We start from the raw sequence: 21,763 nt of genomic DNA, 5'->3' as shown, positions 1-21,763 counted from the left end.
CGTAGGCGTCCGGGTGATGGTTTTCCGGCCGGGGTGTCGGTCACGATGTGTGCGTGTCCATGTGGCGACTGTGGCCGGGCCCGTCAGGGCGGTCGCGCCGGATTCCGGCGGGAGTGGCGATCCTCCTGGTGGTGCTGGGCGTGGTGGCGACCGCCGCCGGGCTGGACACGCCGTCGGACGGCAGCGTGGTGCCGCTGGGCTGGCACGCCGACGGTGTGGCGGTGAACGTCCCGGGCACCCCGGCGGACGTCGCCGGCACCCCGGTGGACGTCCCCGGCGCCCCCGTGAACGCACCGAGCACCCCCGTGGAGCTCCCCGGCGCCCCCGTGAGCGCGCCGGGCGCGTCCGGCGGGGTGGGGCTGCGGACCGGTGACCTGGTGACCGGGGTGGCCGGGCATCGGCTCGCCGACGGTCTGGGCGTCGTCCCCCGTCCGCGGCCGGGCACGACCCTGGTCTACGACGTGGTCCGCGAGCGGCCGACGACGGTGGCGGTCCGGGTCGGCCGCCCCGATCCGTACCCGCTGCTCATGGAGGGCTGGGGGGACCTCGTCTTCGTGCTCGCGCTGGCCGGGCTGGCCGTCGCGCTGTATCTGCGGCGGCCCGAGGAGCCCGCGACGGCTCCGCTGCTCGTGCTCGCGGCGGGCCTGCTGGGCAGCACGCTCACCGTCACCGCCGGGCTGCCCGTCCTGGCCCTGGCCACCGGCGGCGCCCAGCTGTGGCTGTTCCACCTCAACACGATCGTGGCGTACTCGATCTCCTGGGGAGGCCTGCTGGCCTTCACGATCGCGTTCACCGCGCCCCGGCCGCTGCCGGCCCGCAGCCGCCGGGCCATGGCCGTCGCGTACGCCGCGCCGCCGGCCGCGATGGCACTCTGGAGCACGCTCGCCGCGCCGCTCGCCCCCAACGCGCTCGGCTGGCTGGGGCTGGTGCACAGCGGCCAGACTGCGGTCGTGGCGGCCGTCCTGGTCACCAGCACGGTGTGGGGCCTCGCCGCCTACCGCCGCAACCCCGATCCGCTGGTGCGCGCCAGGATGCGCTGGCTGGTGGCGGGCGGCGCGGTGGCGACGCTGCTGAGCCTGGCCGGCTGGCACCTTCCCGAGCTGCTCGCCGCGGCGCGTCCCCTGCCGCCGGGAGCCCTCGGGCTGTCGGGGCTGCCGTTCGTGGCCGGGATCGGGGTGGCGCTGCGCCGCCATCGTCTGTTCGACATCGAGCGGCTGGCGAACCGGTCGCTGGTATACGCCAGCGTGGTCGCGATCCTGGTCGCCGGGTACGCGGCCGTCGTGGCGCTGCTGGTCAGCGGGCTGGGGTTGTCGCAGCCGGTGGCCGCCGCGCTCACCGCGGCCGGTGCGGCGCTCGCGCTGGCGCCGCTGCGCGCGCTGGCGCAGAGCACGGTCAACCGGGTGATGTACGGCGACCGCCGCGACCCGTCCGCGGCGCTGACCCGCCTCGGCACCCGCTTGCAGGCGGTGCTGCTGCCCGCCGACGTGCTGCCCGCGATCGTCGAGACCGTGGCCCGGTCGCTGCGCGTCCCGCACGCGGCCATCGACCTGGTGGACGGCTCCGGCGCCGGTCACCTGGCCACGCAGTACGGCGTCCCCGTCGGCGAGGTGCACGTCGAGCCGCTGCGCTACCACGGGACGCTCATCGGGCACCTGCGCGTCTCGGCCCGCGGCAGCGACGACCCGCTCGACCCCGTCGACCTCGGCCTGATCGCCTCCCTGGCGCAGCAGGTGGGCACCGCCGTGCAGGCGGTGCGGCTGCATGACGACCTGGTCAGGTCCCGCGCCGAGGTCGTGGCCTCACGCGAGGACGAGCGCCGCCGCTTACGCCGCGACCTGCACGACGGTCTCGGCCCGACCCTGGCCGCGATCCGGATCAAGGCCGGCCTCGCCGCGCGGGACGTACCGCCCGGCTCGGCGGCGCGTCCGCTGCTCGACGAGATCTCCGCGGAGGCCGCCGCGTCGCTGACCGATGTGCGGCGCCTGGTCGAGGCGCTGCGCCCGCCCGCCCTGGACGAGCTAGGCGTCGTCGGCGCGATCCGGGCGCGGGCGGCGGCCCTGTCGGGCGCCATGTCCATCGAGGTCGTCGGCGCCGAACCGCTGCCCGCGCTGCCGGCCGCGGTCGAGACGGCGGCCTACCGGATCGCCGTCGAGGCGATCACGAACGCGGTCCGCCACAGCGAGGCGACCCACTGCACCGCCACGGTCACGCCGTCGGACGGCGGCGTGGAGGTGACCGTGCGGGACAACGGCCGCGGGCTCGACCCCGATCGGACGGCCGGCGTGGGGATCCGCTCCATGCGGGAACGGGCCGCCGAAGTAGGCGGGGCCTGGTCGATGCGCTCCCCGCCCGGCGGCGGCACCCACATCCGCGCCTTTCTGCCGACGAGCCTGGGAGGGGACCATGATCAGGCTGATCCTCGCCGATGACCATCCCGTCTTCGTGTCGGGCCTGCGGGCCCTGCTCGACGCCGAGGCCGGGATGACCGTGCTGGCCGTGGCCGCCACCGGAGCGGACGCCCTGCGCCTGGCCGTCGAGCACCGGCCCGACGTCGCCGTGCTCGACGTGAACATGCCCCACGGCGACGGCCTCACGGTCACCTCCCGGATGCGCGCCGCCGGCCTGCCCACCCGTTCGCTGATCCTGACCATGTACGACGACGACGAGAACGTCCTGGCCGCCCTGCGCGCGGGCGCCCACGGGTACGCGCTCAAGGGCGCCGGGCCCGAGGAGATCGTGGCCGCGGTACGCGCGGTCGCCCGCGGCGAGGCGGTCTTCGGCGCCGGTGTGGCCGCGCGCATCCTGGCCCACTTCGCCCGGGTCGCGGTGGCGTCGCCGTTCCCGCAGCTCACCGAGCGCGAGCACGAGGTCCTGGGGCTCGTCGCCCGTGGCCTGGACAACATGGCGATCGCCCAGCGGCTCGGCGTGAGCGGCAAGACCGTACGCAACTACGTCTCGAACGTCCTGACGAAGCTGCACGTCACCGACCGGTCGGCGGCCATCGTCCGGGCCCGCGAAGCGGGACTCGGCGGCGAACCCCGATGAACCCGGCCCCGAAGTAACCCGGTGCGGCCTCCCGGGCCGGACTCTCCGCCCGGCTTCCCGGTGCGGCTTCCCGGTGCGGCCTCCCGGTAAGGCAGGGACATCTGCCCCGTGACGCCGGGACGCGGTGGCGCCGACGCTGGCGGTCATGAGGACGCGGGTGGCCGGCGGGCTGTGCCTGCTGGCGTCGTCGGCGCTCTGCCTGGCCGGGTGCCTGGCGGGCGAGCCGGCCCTGTGCCCGGCCGGACGGCTGGCGGGCGGGCCGGCCCTCGGGTTCGTTCGCGGTACCGGTGCGTGGCTCGCCGTCGTGGCCGTCTCGCTGGTGTACCGCGACCTGTCCGCCTGGGGGCCCCGCCACGCCGGCCGCGCGCCGGCCGCCGTGGTCCTGGCGCTGCTGGGCCTGGTCGCGTCGGCGGCGACGGTCGAGGCGGCGCTCCACGTCGCCGGCCCGGTCCTGCCGCCCGCGCTGGCCGTCGGCGCGGCCTCCGCCCTCGCGGGGCTGTCGTACGTGGCGGGCCGGGCCGGACTGGCGCACCCGGTCATCGGCGGGATCGCGGCGGTGGCCGCCCTGCTCGGCGCGCTCACCGCCGACCTCGCCGTCCCCTACCTCCTCGGCGCCGGCCCGCTCGGCGCCGCCCTGCTCGTCAAGGCGCTCCGCTCCCCGTCGAAAGGACAGGAACCATGAGAATCGTCTACAAGGTCTTGGCGTACGCCGTCGCCGTCGAGGTCGCCGTCCAGGCGGCGGCGATCGTCCTGGCCATCGCCGGGCTCGGCAAGTGGGTCTCGGCCGGCAACGTGTTCGACAAGGCCGTCATGGAGAGCGACGACCTGGCCTTCCCGGAGGTCGTCGGCCTCATCGTGCACGGCATCAACGGCGGGCTCGTCATTCCGGTCGTCGCCCTCCTCCTCCTGATCGTCTCGTTCTTCGCCCGGATCCCGGGCGGGGTCAAGTTCGCCGCGTTCGTGCTGCTCCTCGTCGCCGTCCAGGCGATGCTCGGCTACTCGGGCCACGACCTGCCGTGGGTGGGCGGGCTGCACGGGCTCAACGCGATGGCGCTGTTCGCGGTCGCCCTGCACGCGGCCCGGCGCGCCCGGCCCGTCGCCGCCGAGGCGCCCGCCTCGGCGGCGGTGTGAGGGTCATGATCCTCACCCGTCGCGTGCGGCTGGTCGCGGCCTGCGCCACGACGCTGGCCGTCGTCGTCCCGCTGGGCTGGCTGTGGCAGGCGAGCCGGCTGCCGCGGGCGTACTCCGTCATGGACATGGGGTACGCCGACGGCGGCCGGCAGGCGGGCGGGCCGCACCACCACCAGGACTCGGCCGCCCGCGACATCACCACCCTGGTCGCCGACCCGGCGCGCAGGCCGGACGTCGAGGTGACGCTGACCGCGCGCGAGCAGCGCGTGCGGCTGGCATCGGGCCGCGAGATCGACGGGTACACCTTCAACGGCCACTCCCCCGGCCCGCAGATCACGGCCGTGGTGGGCCAGCTCGTACAGGTGCGGCTGGTCAACGCGTCGGTGCCCGGCGGGGTCACCCTGCACTGGCACGGCGTGGACGTCCCGGGAGGCGAGGACGGCGTCGCCGGGGTCACCCAGGACGCGGTCCGGATCGGCCGGGACTTCGTCTACCGGTTCGTCGTCCGCCGGGCCGGGACGTTCTGGTACCACTCCCACCAGCTGTCGCACGAGCAGGTCGCGGGCGGCCTCTTCGGTGCCCTGGTCGTGCGGCCCGCGCGCCCGCAGGCGCCGCTCGACGTCGTCGCCCTGGCGCACCTCTACCACGGGATCCGCACCGTCAACGGGTCCGAGTCCGACGTCACCGTCCCGGCCCCGCCCGGCGCCACGGCGCGGGTACGCGTGGTCAACACCGACAACGGCCCCACCCCGGTGTGGGTCACGGGGGCCGCCTGGCGCCTGGTCGCCGTGGACGGCACCGACCTGCTCGGCCCCACGGCCATCGAGCGCGCCGCCGTCCTCGTGACGGCGGGCGGCCGGGCCGACCTCGAGGTGACCATGCCGTCCGGCGGCGGCTCCGTACGGGTGCAGATCGGCGGGCCGCTGTCGGTGGTGCTCGGCCGCCCGTCCGACGTCCCGGCGAGCGCCCGCCCGGCCGCCACGCTCGACCTGCTGACCTACGGGACCCCCGCGCCCCTCGGCTTCGACCCGGCGCACCCCGACCGCGCCTTCCGCTACGAGATGGGCCGCCGGCCGGGCTTCCTCGACGGCGTCCCCGGGCTCTACTGGACCGTCAACGGCCACATGTACCCGGACGTGCCGATGTTCACGGTCGCCGACGGCGACGTCGTCCGCATGACGATCGTCAACGACAGCGGCGAGGTGCACCCCATGCACCTGCACGGCCATCGCGCGGTGGTGCTGGCCCGCGACGGCGTGCCCGCCACCGGGAGCCCCTGGTGGGTCGACTCCCTGAACGTCGAGGACGGCGAGTCCTACGACATCGCCTTCCTCGCCGACAACCCCGGCATCTGGGTCGATCACTGCCACAACCTGCCGCACGCGCGTGAGGGGCTGCTCGTCCACCTCATGTACGAGAACGTCACGACCCCGTTCCTCATCGGCGGCCCGGCGGGCAACTCGCGAGAGTGAAGGAGGACACCCGTGAAGACAGCCCCGCGCCCGCGGGTGGACCAGGGTCGGCCTGGTCGCCGCCGTCCTGGTCGTCGTGCTGCAGGCGCTGCTGCTCACGGGCCTGATGCCGTTCGAGTACCAGGTCGTCCCGGTGAGCCTGAGCGCCGTCGCCGGCATGTGCTGGGCGGGCGCGATCAGCGCCGCGGGGGCGCGCACCGGCACCCTGCCCGCGGCCGTGACCCGCCTCGGCCGCGCCATCGTGATCGGGCTGCCGGTCGCCGTCGGGGCGTTCGGCGTCGGCTTCCTCGTCACGGTCGTCTTCGACGTGTCGTGGGCCTGGGCCGCCGGCGGGATCCCGGGCGCCGTCGTCTGGACGATGTTCCCCGCGTGGACGCTGCTCGTGGGCCTGCGCCGGTGATGCCGGTGGGGGTGGGCGGCGCGGCCGGCACCGCGTCGCCCGTGATCACGGTCGGTTCAGGGTTGGTCGTAGTGGCCCGCGGCGATGTCCTCCAGGAGGGTGGGGCCGGTGGGCCGCCAGCCGAGCAGGTCGCGCGTGATCGTGCTCGTTGTCGGGAAGTCGGCGGCCAGAAACCCGCCGATGAACGGGATCTCGTGGGCGATCTGCTCCGCCGGGGCGGGCTTCGCCGGCACGCCGAGGCGGTCGGCGAGCGCTTCGGCGATCCGCCGGACGGGCACGCCCTCTTCGGCGGCGGCGTGCAGGATCGTGCCGGCGGGGGCGTCCTCGAGCCCCAACCGGACCAGGCGCGCGGCATCGGAGCGGTGGACGGCGGGCCAGCGGTTGTGCCCCTCGCCGGGGTAGACGGAGGCTCCGCGCCGCCGGGCGGCCTGGGCGATGATGGAGATGAAGCCGTGGTCGCCTTCGCCATGGACAGTCGGGGCGAAGCGGGCGGAAATCACCCGTACGCCACGGTCGGCGTAGGTGAGGGCGAGGTTCTCGGCACCGCCGCGCGGTGAGTCCGGGCCGACGGCGGGATTGGGATCCCGCTCTGTCGACGGGCGTCCGAGGCCGGGCAGAGCGAGGCCGGCCGCGAGCACGAACGGCCGATCGGACCCGGCGAGCGTGTCGCTGATGGTCTGGACCGCGGCCCGCTCGGCGCGGTTGGAGATCTCGGGGTGGGCGAAGTCGTGCTTGTTGGCGAGGTGGACGACGCCGTCGGCCGCGTTCGCACCCTGGCGGATCTGGTCGAGGTCGTCGAGGTCGCCGGGGTGGACGTCCGCCCCGAGGTCCTTGATGACGGATGCCGATGCCTGGGAACGGGCCAGTCCGATCACCTTGTGACCGGCGGCGATGAGCTCGGCGACGACGGCGCGGCCGATGAATCCGGATGCTCCGGTGACGAAAACGTACATGGTTGGGCTCGCTTCCAAGAATGATGTCAGGGACTGACATCACCAGCATAGCCGTGATGTCAGGCTCTGTCATCACCTCGGTTCGGGCTACGATCCGGACATGGCACGTTGGGCACCTGGAGCATCGGACCGCCTGCAGCGGGCGGCGATCGAGCTGTTCGCCGAGGACGGCTTCGAGGCGACGACCGTGGCCGGGATCGCCGGGCGGGCCGGGGTGACCGAGCGGACGTTCTTCCGGCATTTCGCGGACAAGCGCGAGGTGCTGTTCGCCGGCGGGGAGCAGCTCGAAGCCGCCTTCGTGGGCGCGATCGCCGACGCCCCGGCGGACACGTCCATGGCCGGCCTGCTCGCCGCGGCGCTCGATGCCGGGGGCCGGGTCCTGCAGGACGCACGGGGCCGGGAGTTCTCCCGCATGCGGAACGGGATCATCACGGCGAACGAGCAGTTGCGGGAGCGCGAGCTGCTCAAGCTGGCCAAGCTCTCCCACGCCGTGACCGCCGCGCTCGTCGCCCGCGGCATCGCCCAGGTGACCGCTTCCCTGGCCGGCGAGCTGGGCGTTCTGGTGTTCAAAACGGCCTTCGCCCGGTGGATCGCGCCCGATGAGACCCGCGATCTGCTCGACCTGCAACGCGAAGGTCTCGCCGCCGTCAGCGACCTGACCCGTGCCGAGACCGTGTGACCCGATGTTGACGCGGTCGCTCTCCGCTCAGTGCGCCGGACCGGGCGGCATCCGCTGAGGTCGGTGGCGGCGCCCGGGCGCCGTACCTGGACGTCACCGGTCCGGGCGGCACAGGCCCCGCGTTTGACCTCAAGCGCTTGAGGTGTGTTTCGCTGACCGCATGGCAGTTCTGACCATCCATGAGATGTCCCGGCGCAGCGGGCTGAGTGAGCCGACCCTGCGCTACTACGAGGAGGTCGGGCTGGTCGGCCCGATCGACCGTGACCAGAACAGCGGGCACAGGCGTTACCGCGACGAGGATCTTCACGTGATCGAGGCGCTGGCCTGCCTTCGCGCGGTCGGCGTGGGCATCGGAGACATGCGCACCTACCTGGCGAACCGCACCCGCGGGCGGCTGGCGGCGGCCGAACAGCGCGATCTGCTGCTGCGTCACGCGGAGCGCATCGAGGCCGAGATCCTCGCCCAGCATGCCCGGCTGGCCTATCTGCGGGAGAAAGCGGCGCTGTGGGACGCTCGCGACCGCGGCGACACGGCCGCGGAGTCCGAGGCGATGCGGCGTTCCATCGATGCGGCCGGTCGCTTGGGGGTGCTGTGATGAGCCGGGTCCTGGTCACCGGCGGGGCCGGCTACGTGGGGACACACCTGATCGCCGCACTGCTGCGGGCCGGGAGACCGGTACGCGCCACGGTGCGCCGGACGGCTCAGGAGGCCGAGCTGCGTGCGGCGGTGCGCCGCGGCGACGCCGACGACGCCGGCCTGGAGATCGTCGCCGCCGACCTGACGGCCGACGACGGCTGGCCCGCCGCGGTGGCCGGGTGCGAGGAGGTTCATCATGTCGCCTCGCCCATCCCGGTCGCCCAGCCCGAGAACCCTGACGAGCTGATCGTCCCCGCCCGGGAGGGCACGTTGCGGGTGCTGCGTGCCGCGCGCGACGCGGGTGCCCGGCGCGTCGTGCTCACCTCGTCCTTCGCCGCGGTCGGATACACGCCCAAGCCGGGCGCCGAGTTCACCGAAGACGATTGGACCGATCCCGACACGCCGGGCCTGGCGCCATACCCGCGTTCCAAGGCGATCGCCGAGCGGGCCGCATGGGCCCTGATGGAGCGCGACGGCGGCGACACCGAACTCGTCGTGGTCAACCCGACGGCCATCTTCGGGCCCACCCTCACGACCGGCCTGCGCTCCTCGACGCAGCTGATCAAGGCGATGCTCGACGGAACGATGAGCCTCGCGCCCCGCCGGCGCTTCGGCGTCGTCGACGTGCGCGACGTGGCCGACCTGCACCTTCGCGCCATGGCGGAGCCCAAAGCCGCGGGCAAGCGCTTCCTGGCCGTCGCCGACGGCGCGACGCTGAGCTTCCTGGAGGTGGCCCAGATCCTGCGCCGACGGCTCGGCCCTGCGGGCGCACGCGTACCCACGCAGGAGGTGCCGGGGGAGGACCCGCCACGGCCGATCATCCACAACGACCGGGCCCGCGGCGAGCTCGGCTGGCGTCCGCGGCCCGCCGAGACGACGATCGTGCAGACGGCGCAGAGCCTGCACGACCTCGGCCTGGTGTAGGCGACGGGGGTCCCGGGAAACTCTCGCCTAGGGCAGGGACGCCCCCTGCACGGCCTGGATGTCCAGCTCCACCTTCAGCGTCGACCCGATCAGGTTGACCCCGGCCCGCACGACCTGGTTGTACGTCATCGCGAAGTCCTCGCGGCGCAGCTCCGTCTCGGCCCGGAACGCCGCCCGCAGGCCGCCCCACGGGTCGGGGCCGGTCCCGAGGTAGGCCAGGTCGAGGTCGACGGGCCGCTGCACCCCGGCGAGCGTCAGCGTCCCGTGCACGATCCACCGGTCGGGGCCCGCAGGTGTGAGCCCGGTGCTGCGGTAGGAGATCATCCGGTACGCGGCGGCGTTCAGGAAGTCGGCCGAACGGAGATGGTCGTCGCGGGTGCCGTTCCCCGTCTCGATCGAGGCGGCCACGATGTCGGCGGCCACCGACGACGTCTCCGGGTCCGTGCCGACCTCGATCCGCCCGGCGAACTGGGTGAACCGTCCCCGTACGGTGCTGAGCCCCAGATGCTGGGCGGTCGCCGCGATCGTGCAGTGGGCCGGGTCGAACGTCCAGATCCCGGGCGGGGGAAGGTCGACGCCGCCCTGCCGGGCCAGCACCACCGTGCCCAGCTCGGCGGCGCCGGACCCGGTCGCGATGGCCGTCATCGCGGCCGGCGTGTATCCGGCCGCGGTGGCGACGGCCGTGTAGACGCCGGGCGCCAGCGGGCCGGTCGCCACGACGCCCTCGGGGTCGGCCTCGGCCCGCGCGACCTGTTGCCCGGTCAGGTCGGTCACCGTGACGATCGCGTGCTGCACGGCCCACCCGTCCTTGGTGCGGATCAGGGCGTGCAGGCCCCGGCGTCCGGCCGGGGCGCTCTGAGGGCTCCCCGGGGCGCTCCGCTCGTCCGGCCGACTTGCCGGAGCGCTCCGCTCGGTCTGCCGGCTCGCCGTGGCGTTCCGCCCGGCCTGCTCTTGGCTGGTGTACATGGTGCTCCTGCTCTCCCTGCTTTCCCTGCTCGTCCCTTCGAGCGGTCGTCGCGGTGTCGGGTGTCAGTCGGCGTGGACCAGCCACAGGTCGCGGTCGTCGTCGCGGCCGTTGATGCTCACGGTGTCGGCCACGGGCGGGTATCCGGTGGCGATGAGCGTGTACTGGCCGCCGGTCAGGTCGGCGAAGGCGTACGCGCCGTCCTCGCCGGTCGTCGTGGTGCCGACCACGTTCCCGGCCGCGTCCAGCAGCGTCACCCGCGCGTCGTTCAGCGGGCCGCCGTCGCCCACCCGTACGGTGCCGCGGATCCGGGCGCCGGGCCGCAGCTCGACGTCCTGCCTGGTGTGGCCGGCGCCGGCGACCTCGACCGGGACGGCGGCCGGGCGGAAGGAGTCCGCGCTGACCGCGAGCGTGTAGCCGCCCGAGGTCACGCCGGACAGGCTGTAGGAGCCCTCCCCGTCGGTCGCGCCCGTGGTGACGACCTCGCCGCGGACGTCGGTCAGCACGACGACCGCCCCGGACACCGGCTTGCCCTCCAGGTTGCGCACCACCCCGGTCAGCTTGTTCGAGCCGGTGAGGATCAGGTTGAAGTCGACCGGCCGGTCGCCCACGACGAGGGTGGCCACCTGCGGGTCGCGTTCGGCGGCCGACGCGATCAGGACGTAGGTGCCCATGCCGGGCGTCCAGATGGCGTACCCGCCGTCGGCCAGGGTCACGGCCCGGGAGAGCTGGTGGCCACGCGAGTCGATCAGCGTCAGCGTGGCGTGGCCGACCGCGTGGCCGTCGTCGCCGCTGACGATGCCGCGGATCTCGACGCCGCCGTCCGGCGCGTCCGTCCAGGCGGTGCCCACCGCCGCGTACGCGGGCTCGGCCACCTGCGCGGGCCCCTGCGCGGAAGGCGCCGGGGCGGCGGCGTGCGCCGTGGTGGCTGCGGCGGCGCTCCGGCGCGGGAGGAAGGCGGCCAGGACGAAGGCGAGGAGGGCGGCTCCGGCGCCGATGCCCATGACGACGCGGAAGCCGTCCTCGGAGGGGAGGGCGACGGGGCCGAACGTGGTGGTCATCTGCGACAGGACGACGCCCGCCACGGCGCTGGAGACGGAGGTGCCGACGGCGCGCATGAGGGTGTTGAGGCTGTTGGCGGCGGCCGTCTCGGACACCGGCACGGCCCCCATGACGAGGGCGGGCATGGAGGCGTACGCGAATCCGATGCCGGCCCCGATGATGCAGGAGACCAGGACGAGGTGCCAGATCTCGGACATCAGCCCGATGTTGAGCGCGTAACCGGCGGCGACGATGACGGCGCCGATCATCAGGGTGACTTTGGGCCCCTTGGCCGCGGACAGGCGGGCCGACAGCGGCGCCAGCACCATCATCACCAGGCCGGACGGCGCCATCACCAGGCCCACCGCCAGCATCGACTGGCCCAGTCCGTAGCCGGTGGCCTCCGGCAGCTGCAGCAGCTGCGGCAGCACCAGGGACATGGCGAACATCGAGAAGCCCATCATGGTGGAGGCGAGGTTGGTGAACAGCACCTGACGCCGCGCGGTGGTGCGCAGGTCCACCATCGGCTCGCGGGTGCTCAGCTCCCACCAGCCCCACAGCAGCAGCACCACGACCGCCGCGGCGAACAGGCCGATCGTGAGCGGGTCGCCCCAGCCCCAACTGGCGCCCTTGGAGATCGCCAGGAGCAGGCACACCAGCGCGGCCGACAGCCCGACGGCGCCGACCAGGTCGAAGCGCCCGCCGCTGCGCACCGCGGACTCGGGCACGAGGGCCAGCACCAGGACCAGGGCCACAACGCCGAGCCCGGCCGCGGTCCAGAACAGCACGTGCCAGTCGGCGTTCTCGGCGATGAGGGCGGCGGCGGGCAGGCCCAGGGCGCCGCCCACGCCGAGCGAGGCGCTCATGAGCGCGGTCGCGGAGCCGAGCCGTTCGGCGGGCAGCTCGTCGCGCATGATGCTGATGCCGAGCGGGATCACGCCGGAGGCCAGGCCCTGCAGAGCCCGCCCGACGATCATGGGCGTCAGGGAGTCGCTGAAGGCGCACACGACCGACCCGGCGACCAGCAGGATCAGGCTGAGCAGGAGCATGCGCCGCTTGCCGAACATGTCACCCAGCCGTCCCACCACCGGTGTGGCGACCGCGCTGGCGAGCAGGGTGGCGGTGATCGCCCAGGTGGTGTCGGACGCCGGGGCTCCCAGGAGCTTGGGCAGCTCGGGAACCAGCGGGATCACCAGGGTCTGCATCAACGACACCACGATCCCGGCGAAGGCGAGCACCACCACGAAGGTGCTCGACCGCGGGGGGTCGGCCGCGTGGGCGCGGCGGGCGGGGATGTTGGCCATGCGAGGTCTCCGTTGCGGGGTTGAGGGAAGCAAACGACGAGGTATTAGTAAATCAGTCGCTTGACTTAAGGCTAACAGCGTCGATTTACTGAACACAACCGACGGTCAGGCCCCCGAAGGAGGTCCTCGTGAGCAGGCGTGACGTTCCGGTACGGTGGTGCCGATGACCGGCAAGACCGTACGCGCCGAGCGCGCCGGAGTGACCCGCGAGCGGATCCTCGCGGCGGCGGAGCAGCTGTTCGCCGAGCACGGCGTGCTCGCCGTCTCCAACCGCCAGGTCAGCGAGGCCGCCGGGCAGGGCAACAACGCGGCTGTCGGCTACCACTTCGGCACCAAGACCCACCTCGTACGCGCGATCGCCCGCAAACACGCCGAACCGGTCGAGCGGATCCGCGAGCGGATGGTGGCCGAGCTCGGCGACTCCGCCGACGTGCGCGACTGGGTCGCCTGCATGGTGCGCCCGGTCACCGAGCACCTGGCGGACCTCGGCTCCCCCACGTGGTACGCCCGCTTCGTCGCCCAGGTGATGACCGACCCCGCGCTCCGCGCGATCATGGGCGACGAGACCCGCTCCTCCCCCTCGCTGCGGCAGACCGTCGAGGGGTTCAACCGGTGCCTGCCCGAGCTGCCCGCCGAAGTGCGGGCCGAGCGCGGCGACATGGCCCGCCAGCTGATCGTGCTCACGTGCGCCGACCGTGAGCGCGCGCTCGCCGAAGGCGCCCCCACACCCCGCGCCACCTGGCACGACGCCGCGACCGGCCTGATCGACGCGCTCGTCGGGATGTGGCTCGCGCCCGTCACGCGCGAGCCGTGACTCGCCGGAACAGCGCCCGCCGGTAGACCTCGCCGACGGACAGGCGATCAGGCGCGTCGCCCACCGGCGACAGGCCGGTCCCACAGGGCTGCGGGGCGGCGTCTCGATTTGGGCGGAAGTTCCGGTTCGGTTCATGGTCCGGTCGGCTTCGCTCATGAGGATCAAGGCAGCAAGGTTCCTTGATGAGGAGAAGTCGATGCGCCCCCTGACCTCGCTGGCGTCCGCAGCGCTGACGATCGGCCTGTTCGGTGCCCTGGTCCCACCGGCGACCGCGCAAGACCTGCCCGCCGTCGAACCGCGGGTCGAGACCCCGCCGCTGTTCGACGACGAGGCCGGCGGCAATGCCAACGGCGACGACCCGGCGATCTGGGTCCACCCCACCTCTCCGGCGGAGAGCCTGATCGCGACCAGCGCCAAGGAGGGCGGCCTGTACCTCTACGACCTGGACGGCAGGCAGCTCCAGCACCTGCCCGCACCGGCCGCGCCGGGTCAGGACGACGAGCCGGGCCGGCTGAACAACGTGGACGTCGTCTACGGGCACGCGTCCAAGGCGGGCCGGTCGGATCTCTTCGTCGCCTCCGACCGTGGTTCCGACAAGCTGCGCGTCTACCGGATCAATCCGGCGAGGGCGGGCCAGAACCGGCAGCCGCTCACCGACGTCACCGACCCCGCCGCGCCGTTCATCTTCAACGCGACCCAGGCGGAGGTGAACGACGCCGAGACCGTGTACGGCCTCGCGACGTGGAAGCGGGGCTCGGGCACCTACGTCCTGGTCAGCCGCCGGCACACCACGCGGCTCGCGCTGCTGAAGCTCACCGACGCCCCTGGCGGCAAGATCGGCTACACGACGCTCCGGACCATCGATCTCCCATCGAGCTTCACCCTTCCGAACGGCCAGAGCTGGACCCCGTGCGACGAGCCTGGCGTGGGCCCGCAGATCGAAGGCATGGTGGTCGATGCCCAGACCGGCACGCTCTACGCGGCCCAGGAGGACGTTGGCATCTGGCGCATCTCCGGCGATCTCACCGGCTCACCGAAGCTGGTCGACCGGGTCCGCGAGTACGGCGTACCGGCCACCTACGACCCCGCCACCGAGGAGTGCTCCCCCGGAACCGACCCCGGATACGGCGGCGACCACCTGACGGCGGACGCCGAGGGCCTGACCATCTATTACGGCAAGGACGGCAAGGGCTACCTGATCGCCTCCAGCCAGGGCAGCGGCACCTTCGCCGTCTATGACCGCAGAGGCGAGAACGCCTACCTCGGCTCCTTCCGCGTCGGCGAGAGCGGCGGCATCGACGGTGTGCAGGGCAGCGACGGGACGATGGTGATCAACGTGCCGCTCGGCCGCCGCTTCCCCAAGGGCCTGTTCGTCACCCACGACGGCGCCAACACCCCCGAGGCGACGGATCCGGAGGGCGAGGTGCGCGAGAACACCAACTTCAAGTATGTGAAGTGGGACGACATCGCTCGCCGTCTCGGGCTGGACGTCGACGTCGCAGGCTGGAACCCGCGCGGCTGACGTGAATGGGTCGCCGGATCACTCCGGCGACCCATTCAGGCTTTTCCGGGTCAGGTCCGGAACGGGCCGGTCACGCAGTAGGTGATGCCGCCGGACGACGACCCCGAGGTGCCGCGCTGGGAGGAGAAGTACAGCCGGTTGCCCGCGGGGTTGAAGGCCGGGCCGGTGATCTCCGACGAGCTCTGGCCGCCGATCCGCAGGAACGCGGAGATCTTGTCGTCGGGAGTGATCAGGCAGATCTCCATGTTGCCGCCGTCCTCGGCCACGTACAGGTCGCCGTAGGTGGAGCCGGTGACGTTGTCGACGCCGGTGAGCGGCGGGGTGCCGGGGCTGACGAGGCTGTCGTCATAGGCGAGTTCGTAGGTGTTGCCGGTCAGGTTGACCTGCCACACCCGGTTGTCGCCCTTCGTGGTGAACCAGACCGTGTCGTCGGCGTAGTGGCAGCCCTCGCCGCCGTTGAACGACTTGGAGCCGGACACCTGGCTGCGCGTCGCCGTCGGCGAGCCGTCCGGGTCCGGGACGTTCGCCCAGGTGAACGAGCCCGACGTGGCGGATCCCGCCACCAGCACCTGGAGGGTGCCGGAGGACAGGTCGCCCCACGTCGTGGGGACGAACCGGTAGAAACGCCCGTTGGTCTCGTCCTCGGTGAGGTAGATCACCTGCCGTACGGGGTCGGCCGCGGCGGCCTCGTGCTTGAAGCGGCCCATCGCGGGCCGCTGCACGGCGGTGCCGCCGAACGGGTAGGTCTCGTAGACGAAGCCCAGGCTGACCTCCTCGCACGACAGCCACGTGTTCCAGGGCGTCTTCCCGCCCGCGCAGTTCTGCCGGGTGCCGGACAGGATCCGGTTCGCCGAGGTGACGGCTCCGCCGGAGTCGAAGCGGATGGCCGAGGCGCCGCCGCCGGGATTGATCTCGGAGTTGGAGACGTAGATCCAGCCACTGCCGTCGGCGAAGCAGGCGCCTCCGTCAGGGGCGCTGTGCCAGGTGTAGGACGTGCCCGGGACGGACTGGCCGGAGCGGGCGATCACCTGGCTGGTGAAGCCGGCCGGCAACTGGATGCCGTTGGCGTCGGCGGCCTGCAGCGGGCCGTAGGGACCGGGGGCGTTCTGCGCCGGTGCGGCCAGGGCGGCGCCCTGCCACAGACTGCCGGAGAAGGCGACGGTGCTCGCGCCGAGCACGGTCGCGCGCAGGAAATTACGGCGTTCCATCGACGAACCTCCTTGAGGGGGTGCGGCCACGCCGACAGTATGTCGATCAAACCGACATTCGCCCGTCAGAGAAGTTAACGGGAATAGTGCGCTGGATCACATTCGCGTGCCCGGCGTGGCGTCGCACCCGCCGATGGTCTGAACTGGGTGGGGACAGCCGTACGACAGAGGAAGGCCGATGACCGCGGGCCGGGTCGACATCATCGAGCAGGGCCCGCGCAGGCCACGCCGGGCAGGGATCGCGGTGCTGGTCGCTCTCGCGGCGGTGTCGCTCATCGGGGCGCTCATCGGGATTCTCACGAACCCGGAGACGAGCCGCCCCACACCAAAGCCGGAGCCGGTGCGCGAGGCGGTCACCGTGAATCCCAACGCCGTCTACCCGGAGGCGAGCGGGACGGGCGGGTCCAGGACGTTGCGGGTCACGTTCCCCGACGGGTCGCGGGCGGAGGTGACCTACCCGGCCGGCCTGAACCTGGCGTCGCTGGGGGCCCGGCCGTACACCAGCGGCACCCTCACCGGCGCTGGGAAGGGCGAGACGTTCCGCTCCCTGACCGCCCCGCTGTACGGCGAGGCCGAGACCGCCGCCGGCCGGCCGATGATCCGCCGCCTCACCGGCGACGTCACGCTCTGGCCCGGGCCGCTCGGGGTGGACACCGCCGGCCCCGTCCTGCTCTTCGCGTTCGGCGACTGGCGGATCGCGTTGCAGGACGAGCGGGCCGGGATGACCTTCGAGCAGCGGCGGGCCTGGGCGCAGAACCTGCGCGGCACGCTCACCCCCGACGGCTTCCTCACCCTGTCGGCCGGCGGGCCGCTGCGTCTGTCGCGCCCCGGCGAGATCCGCGACGGCGTGCTCGTCGGCCCGCAGCTGTGGCTCGGCGGGCTGAGCCGCCGCATGCTGGTGCTGGCCCCCGTCGGCCGACACGACCCCGACTGCGAACGGCAGGGCCGGGCGACCGTCGCCCTCGACCCACGCCACACCATCTCGGGCAGCGCCTGCCGCGCGGGCTTCTACCTGGCCGCCTCGGGCGACGAGAGCTTCGTGCGGAGCGCGCTCCGGGACGTCCGCGTCCGCTCCCTGTGAGCGCGGAAACGCTTTCACGCGGCATGAAACTTTCAGCGGGCATTCCCGGCCCAGCAGGCCCGTCTCCCTGGTCTCACCACGTCGCTGACAGCCGACCTTGACGCTCCCAGACTCGATTCTTACGGTTAAACCGCTTTAACCCTACGAAGGGGAAGTCGGTCATGGCAGACATGCACACGTCCGTACCCGCCGGGCTGAGCAGGCGGGCAGTCCTCCTCGGCGCCGGCGCGCTCGCGCTGGGCGCGGGCACGGGAACGCCGGAGGCTCAGGCGGCGACCTTCGTCAAGGGCGCCGACATCAGCTGGATGCCGCAGATGGAGGCGCAGGGCCGGAGCTGGCGCAACGGTGCCGGGACCGCCCAGGACCTGTTCACCATCCTCAAGGGGTACGGCATCACCGCGATCCGCCTGCGCACCTGGGTCAACCCCTCCGGCGACCCGGTGCACGGCCACTGTGCCGTCGAGGAGACCGCGGCGATGGCCGTACGCTGCAAGAACGCGGGGCTGTCCGTGCTCATCGACTATCACTTCGGCGACACCTGGAACTCGGTCGGGGTGCAGAACCCGCCCGCCGCCTGGGCCTCGATGAGCTACAGCCAGATGCTGGACGCGATGTACGACTACGTCTACCACACCATGAACGTGATCAAGTACAACAACGTCACGCCCGCATGGGTGCAGATCGGCAACGAGACCAACTCCGGCATCTGCAAGCCGGTCGGCAGCATCAGCCGCCCCGCCCAGATGACCGGCCTGCTCAACGCCGCCTACGACATGGTCAAGCACGTCTTCCCGGCCACGCCCGTGCTGGTGCACCTGGCCCAGCCGCAGAACCTCGCCGGCGTCCAGAACTTCCTCAACGCCTACCGGGACAACGGCGGCCGATGGGACATCACCGGCCTGTCCTCCTACGCCCAGGGCGGCAACGTGGCCCCGGTGCTGGACAACATGCACACCATCCAGAGCACGTACGGCAAACCGGTCATGCACGTCGAGTACGGTGGCCCGCTGAACAAGCCCACCCAGGTGCGCGACTCGCTCCGCGCCTTCGTCACCGGCCTGAAGAGCTTCGGCGGCCTCGGCACGTTCTCCTGGGAGCCCGAGGTCTACTCGCCGTTCGCGACCTACGGCAGCGGGGCGTGGGACCCCGCCACCCTGCGGCCCACCGCCGCCATGGACGGATTCCTCAACGTCTGACCCGGCAGGAGAAGACCCATGGGACAAGCGATCGAACCCGCCTCCGGCGTGCGCAGGAGGACGGTGCTGGCCGCCGCCGGCGCACTGGCGCTGGGCGCCGCCGGGCTCACCCGCGCCGACGAGGCGACCGCCGCGACGGCGAGCGGCCGCGTGGTCTACAACCTCAACCCGGACTGGCGGTTCGTCAAGCAGGACGTGGCGAACGCGCAGGCGCCCTCCTTCGACGACTCGGCATGGGCGGCCGTGAGCGTCCCGCACACCTTCAACGACGTGGACTCCTTCGACAACTACATCACCAGCTCCGGCGAGTCCGCCGTCGCGATGCAGCCGGTCTGGTACCGCAAACGGTTCACCCTCCCGGCCGCGCACGCCGGACAGAAGGTGCTGCTGGAGTTCGAGGGTGTCCGGCAGGCGGCCACGGTCTACGTCAACGGCACCCAGGTGGGCCTGTACGAGTACGGCGTCACGCCGTTCGGCTTCGACATCACCGGCCAGGTGCTCTTCGGCGCCGAGAACGTGATCGCGGTCAAGGCCGACAACACCAAATGGCGGCCCGAGCAGTCCACCGGCACGGCCTTCCAGTGGGACACCCGCGACTTCAACCCCACCTATGGCGGGCTGACCCGCAACGTGCGCATGTACGTGCTGCCCAGGACGTACTTCACGCTGCCGCTCTACACCAACCTGCGGACCGTCGGCACGTACGTCTACCCGAGCGTCGTGAACGTCTCCGGCGCGACGGCGACCGTCAACGTCGAGGCCCAGGTCCGCAACGAGCAGACCTCGGCCCGCACCGTCACGGTCTCCGCGAACGTCGTCCAGGCCGACGGCCAGGTCCGCGCCACCATCACCGGATCGCCGGTCACGCTGGCCGCCGGGCAGACGCAGATCGTCAAGCTGTCGCAGCGGATCAGCCAGCTGCGTTTCTGGGAGCCCGGCCGGCCCTACCTCTACACCGTGGAGGTGGTCCTCTCGGAGGGCGGTACCGTGCTGGACGCGTACCCGATCGTCACCGGGTTCCGGAAGGCGGAGTTCAAGGGCGGGACGAGCGGCGGCGGCGTTCACATCAACGACAAGCACGTCTTCCTCACCGGCTACGCCGTCCGCGCCACCAACGAGTGGGCCGCCATCGGCGGGGCCGTGCCGGAGTGGATGACGCACCTCGACGGCGAGATGATCCGCGACAGCAACGCCAACCTGATCCGCTGGATGCACGTCGCCACCTCCCCGGCGAACATCCGCATGACCGACCGGTACGGCATCGTCTCCGTCCAGCCCGCGGGCGACAAGGAGTCCGACGCCACCGGCCGGCAGTGGGAGCAGCGGGTCGAGCTCATGCGCGACGTGCTCATCTACTTCCGCAACAGCCCCAGCATCCTGTTCTGGGAGGCCGGCAACAACTGGATCACCGCCGATCACATGCGCCAGATGACCGACCTGCGCAAGACCTGGGACCCGAACGGCGGCCGGGCGATGGGCTGCCGCGCCATCTCCGACGACTCCGCGTACGGCGGGACCGCGGCGGTGGACGCCGCCGAATACGTCGGCACCATGCTCAACCGGCACTATTCGGTCTACGCCCGTGACCGCAAGCCCATCATCGAGTGCGAGTACACGCGGGACGAGGCGCCGCGGCGCGTCTGGGACGACTACTCTCCCCCGGACTTCGGCTACGTGACCGGCCCGGACGTCACGTACCACCTGACCTCCGAGGACTTCGCCGGCCCGCACGCCGCCGCCACCCGCTACGAGTTCTGGGGGCAGCGCATCCAGGGGCCCGGCGATCGCCGCTACTCCGGCGCCGCCGCCCTCGTCTGGGCCGACTCCAACCAGCACGGCCGCCAGTACAACTGGGAGTGTGCCCGGCTGTCCGGCCGGGTCGACGCGGTCCGCATCCCCAAGGAGTCGCTGCACACCTTCCGCGTCATGCAGAGCCCCACCCCGGACATCCACATCATCGGGCACTGGACCTACCCCGCCGGCACCGCCAAGACCGTGTACGTCATGGCCTCCTCCCACGTCCGCCGTGTGCAGCTGCTCGTCAACGGCACCCAGGTGGGAAACGACACCTCCGCGACCCAGGACTTCCTGTACTCCTTCGCCGGGGTCGGCTGGCAGTCCGGCACGATCACCGCCGTCGGCTACGACGCGGCCGGTCAGGAGATCGTCCGCACCTCCAAGACGACCACCGGCGCCGCCACCGCGCTCCGGCTGACGCCGCGCACCGCGCCCGGCGGATTACGCGCGGACGGCAGCGACATCGCCTTCTTCGACGTCGAGGCCGTGGACGCGCAGGGCCGCCGGATGCCCACCCACCAGGCCCGGGTCGACTTCACGCTCACCGGCCCGGCCGCCTTCCTGGGCGGCTTCAACCCGGGCAAACCAGGCAGCGTCCACAAGCCCTACCTGGACACCGAGGCGGGCGTGAACCGGGTCTTCATCCGGGCCTCCCGCACGCCCGGCACCATCGCCCTGCGCGCCACCGCCACCGGCCTGGCCGCCGCCACCGCGAGCATCACGTCCGTCTCGTTCGCCGTGACCGCCGGCCTGACCACCCAGCTGCCCGCCACGTACTGACCGGCGCCGCGGCTCGGTCAGGCGCCGGTGAGATAGTTCTTGATCCCGTTCGCCAGCGAGCCGGCGATGCGCTTGCGGAAGGCGACGTCGGTCATCTTGGCGGCGTCGCCCGCGTTGCGCATGTTGCCGCACTCGATGAACACGACCGGCCGCGTCGACAGGTTGAGCCCGCCCAGGTCGGTGCGCGACCGCAGGCCGTCCTCGCCTCGGTAGTTCGCGTACGGCATGCCGGTGCCGTCCCGGTACGCGTCGCGGATCGCCAGCCCGAGCTTGCGGGACGGCTCGATGACCTCGTCGTTGCGCCCGGCGATCAGCCCGGGGGTGATCACGTGGAACCCGTGCCCGCTCGGCTTGCCGCTGTCGCCGTGGATGGACACCACCGCGTCCGCCCTGGCCTCGTTCCCGATGGCCGCCCGCTCGGTGACGCAGGGACCGATGCCCTCGTCGTTGCTCCGGGTGAGCACGACCTGGGCGCCCATCGTCTCCAGGAGCGGCCTGAGGTGCTGGGTGACGCTCCAGGCGAAGGCGTTCTCCTCGTACCCGTCTGCGGTCTTGAAGCCGACGGCGTTACAGGCCTTGCTCTTGGTGATGATGTCGACCTGGCGGTTGACCTGCTCGGGGTGCGCGGCGTTCCCGCCGTTGTGCCCGGGATCGAGGACCACGACCTTGCCCGCCAGCGGCCCCTTGCCCGTGCCCGGCGGCGCGGGCAGGCCCGCCCCACCAGGGGCCGGCGCGGCGCCACCGCACCCACCGGACAACGCGGCCAGTACGGCGAGTGCCACGAATCCAGGTCGATGAACGCGCATGATCAGACCG

General features: G+C 72.6%; 19 protein-coding genes and 1 pseudogene. 14 read left to right on the top strand and 6 right to left on the bottom strand.

All coding sequences use genetic code 11. The features are described from left to right. Window positions 1-59 precede the first annotated feature (59 nt). The 6 genes from AB0L65_RS24240 to AB0L65_RS24215 all read left to right on the top strand — a co-directional run bounded on the left by AB0L65_RS24240 (window position 60) and on the right by AB0L65_RS24215 (window position 6,048). Window positions 60-2,429 carry a GAF domain-containing sensor histidine kinase gene (locus AB0L65_RS24240; protein WP_364249293.1) on the top strand — a complete coding sequence of 790 codons (2,370 nt, stop codon included), beginning with the start codon at window positions 60-62 and terminating at the stop codon, window positions 2,427-2,429. Beyond that, window positions 2,404-3,045: a response regulator transcription factor gene (locus AB0L65_RS24235; protein WP_364249012.1), complete on the top strand. Its 642-nt coding sequence runs from the start codon at window positions 2,404-2,406 to the stop codon at window positions 3,043-3,045. Before AB0L65_RS24240 ends, AB0L65_RS24235 begins: the two co-directional genes overlap by 26 nt. A 145-nt stretch (window positions 3,046-3,190) precedes the next feature. Beyond that, window positions 3,191-3,727: a hypothetical protein gene (locus AB0L65_RS24230; RefSeq protein ID WP_364249010.1), complete on the top strand. Its 537-nt coding sequence runs from the start codon at window positions 3,191-3,193 to the stop codon at window positions 3,725-3,727. After that, complete coding sequence (locus AB0L65_RS24225; RefSeq protein WP_355195477.1) at window positions 3,724-4,176, top strand: hypothetical protein; 453 nt, start codon at window positions 3,724-3,726, stop codon at window positions 4,174-4,176. The genes AB0L65_RS24230 and AB0L65_RS24225 overlap by 4 nt, the downstream gene beginning before the upstream one ends. A 5-nt stretch (window positions 4,177-4,181) precedes the next feature. Beyond that, window positions 4,182-5,648 (top strand): multicopper oxidase family protein, encoded by a 1,467-nt coding sequence (locus AB0L65_RS24220; protein ID WP_364249008.1) that lies wholly within the window; start codon window positions 4,182-4,184, stop codon window positions 5,646-5,648. Between the two features lie 76 nt (window positions 5,649-5,724). After that, window positions 5,725-6,048 carry a hypothetical protein gene (locus tag AB0L65_RS24215; protein WP_364249006.1) on the top strand — a complete coding sequence of 108 codons (324 nt, stop codon included), beginning with the start codon at window positions 5,725-5,727 and terminating at the stop codon, window positions 6,046-6,048. A gap of 56 nt (window positions 6,049-6,104) precedes the next feature. Here the strand turns inward: AB0L65_RS24215 and AB0L65_RS24210 are convergent, their stop codons facing one another. Beyond that, entirely contained in the window at window positions 6,105-7,001 is an 897-nt protein-coding gene (locus tag AB0L65_RS24210) for an SDR family oxidoreductase (protein WP_364249004.1), read from the bottom strand. Window positions 7,002-7,101: 100 nt separating this feature from the next. Here AB0L65_RS24210 and AB0L65_RS24205 point away from each other — a divergent pair, with 100 nt between their 5' ends. From AB0L65_RS24205 to AB0L65_RS24195, 3 genes are all read left to right on the top strand, one after another. After that, on the top strand, window positions 7,102-7,680 hold the full coding sequence (locus AB0L65_RS24205) for a helix-turn-helix domain-containing protein (RefSeq protein WP_364249002.1): 579 nt from the start codon (window positions 7,102-7,104) through the stop codon (window positions 7,678-7,680). Window positions 7,681-7,840: 160 nt separating this feature from the next. Then, a complete protein-coding gene (locus AB0L65_RS24200) occupies window positions 7,841-8,275 on the top strand; it encodes a MerR family transcriptional regulator (protein ID WP_364249000.1) in 435 nt (144 codons plus the stop codon). Then, window positions 8,275-9,240 carry an NAD-dependent epimerase/dehydratase family protein gene (locus AB0L65_RS24195; RefSeq protein ID WP_364248998.1) on the top strand — a complete coding sequence of 322 codons (966 nt, stop codon included), beginning with the start codon at window positions 8,275-8,277 and terminating at the stop codon, window positions 9,238-9,240. Before AB0L65_RS24200 ends, AB0L65_RS24195 begins: the two co-directional genes overlap by 1 nt. Window positions 9,241-9,267: 27 nt before the next feature. On the opposite strand, the gene AB0L65_RS24190 is transcribed toward AB0L65_RS24195, so the two are convergent. From AB0L65_RS24190 to AB0L65_RS24180, 3 genes and pseudogenes are all read right to left on the bottom strand, one after another. Further along, the gene (locus AB0L65_RS24190; protein WP_364248996.1) at window positions 9,268-10,206 is read right to left on the bottom strand and encodes a YceI family protein; all 939 of its coding nucleotides are present in this window, start codon (window positions 10,204-10,206) and stop codon (window positions 9,268-9,270) included. A 63-nt stretch (window positions 10,207-10,269) separates the two neighbouring features. Then, window positions 10,270-10,878 (bottom strand): carboxypeptidase-like regulatory domain-containing protein, encoded by a 609-nt coding sequence (locus AB0L65_RS24185; protein ID WP_364249291.1) that lies wholly within the window; start codon window positions 10,876-10,878, stop codon window positions 10,270-10,272. A gap of 207 nt (window positions 10,879-11,085) precedes the next feature. Beyond that, window positions 11,086-12,549: pseudogene (locus tag AB0L65_RS24180) on the bottom strand (MFS transporter); the annotation flags it as partial. A 163-nt stretch (window positions 12,550-12,712) separates the two neighbouring features. On the opposite strand from AB0L65_RS24180, the gene AB0L65_RS24175 reads away from it, so the two are divergent. Then, window positions 12,713-13,363 carry a TetR family transcriptional regulator gene (locus tag AB0L65_RS24175; RefSeq protein ID WP_350738041.1) on the top strand — a complete coding sequence of 217 codons (651 nt, stop codon included), beginning with the start codon at window positions 12,713-12,715 and terminating at the stop codon, window positions 13,361-13,363. 196 nt (window positions 13,364-13,559) lie between these two features. Continuing rightward, entirely contained in the window at window positions 13,560-14,885 is a 1,326-nt protein-coding gene (locus AB0L65_RS24170) for a phytase (protein WP_364248994.1), read from the top strand. A 50-nt stretch (window positions 14,886-14,935) separates the two neighbouring features. On the opposite strand, the gene AB0L65_RS24165 is transcribed toward AB0L65_RS24170, so the two are convergent. Beyond that, window positions 14,936-16,093, bottom strand: coding sequence for an alkaline phosphatase PhoX (locus tag AB0L65_RS24165; protein WP_364248992.1), 1,158 nt, complete (start codon window positions 16,091-16,093; stop codon window positions 14,936-14,938). Window positions 16,094-16,271: 178 nt separating this feature from the next. Here AB0L65_RS24165 and AB0L65_RS24160 point away from each other — a divergent pair, with 178 nt between their 5' ends. The 3 genes from AB0L65_RS24160 (at window position 16,272) to AB0L65_RS24150 (ending at window position 20,947) form a co-directional block, all read left to right on the top strand. Further along, complete coding sequence (locus AB0L65_RS24160) at window positions 16,272-17,174, top strand: hypothetical protein (protein WP_364248990.1); 903 nt, start codon at window positions 16,272-16,274, stop codon at window positions 17,172-17,174. 161 nt (window positions 17,175-17,335) lie between these two features. Continuing rightward, on the top strand, window positions 17,336-18,370 hold the full coding sequence (locus AB0L65_RS24155; RefSeq protein ID WP_364248988.1) for a glycosyl hydrolase 53 family protein: 1,035 nt from the start codon (window positions 17,336-17,338) through the stop codon (window positions 18,368-18,370). Between the two features lie 18 nt (window positions 18,371-18,388). Further along, window positions 18,389-20,947 (top strand): sugar-binding domain-containing protein, encoded by a 2,559-nt coding sequence (locus tag AB0L65_RS24150; protein ID WP_364248986.1) that lies wholly within the window; start codon window positions 18,389-18,391, stop codon window positions 20,945-20,947. A gap of 17 nt (window positions 20,948-20,964) precedes the next feature. Here AB0L65_RS24150 and AB0L65_RS24145 read toward each other — a convergent pair whose 3' ends face one another. Beyond that, on the bottom strand, window positions 20,965-21,753 hold the full coding sequence (locus tag AB0L65_RS24145; protein ID WP_364248984.1) for an N-acetylmuramoyl-L-alanine amidase: 789 nt from the start codon (window positions 21,751-21,753) through the stop codon (window positions 20,965-20,967). Between the last annotated feature and the right edge of the window lie 10 nt (window positions 21,754-21,763).

The sequence above is a fragment of the Nonomuraea sp. NPDC052116 genome (genome assembly GCF_040680035.1).
GTDB classification, from domain to species: Bacteria; Actinomycetota; Actinomycetes; order Streptosporangiales; family Streptosporangiaceae; genus Nonomuraea; species Nonomuraea angiospora_A.
The sequence above is the reverse complement of the archived record's forward strand: the minus strand, read 5'-3'. Positions and strand labels throughout refer to the sequence as shown.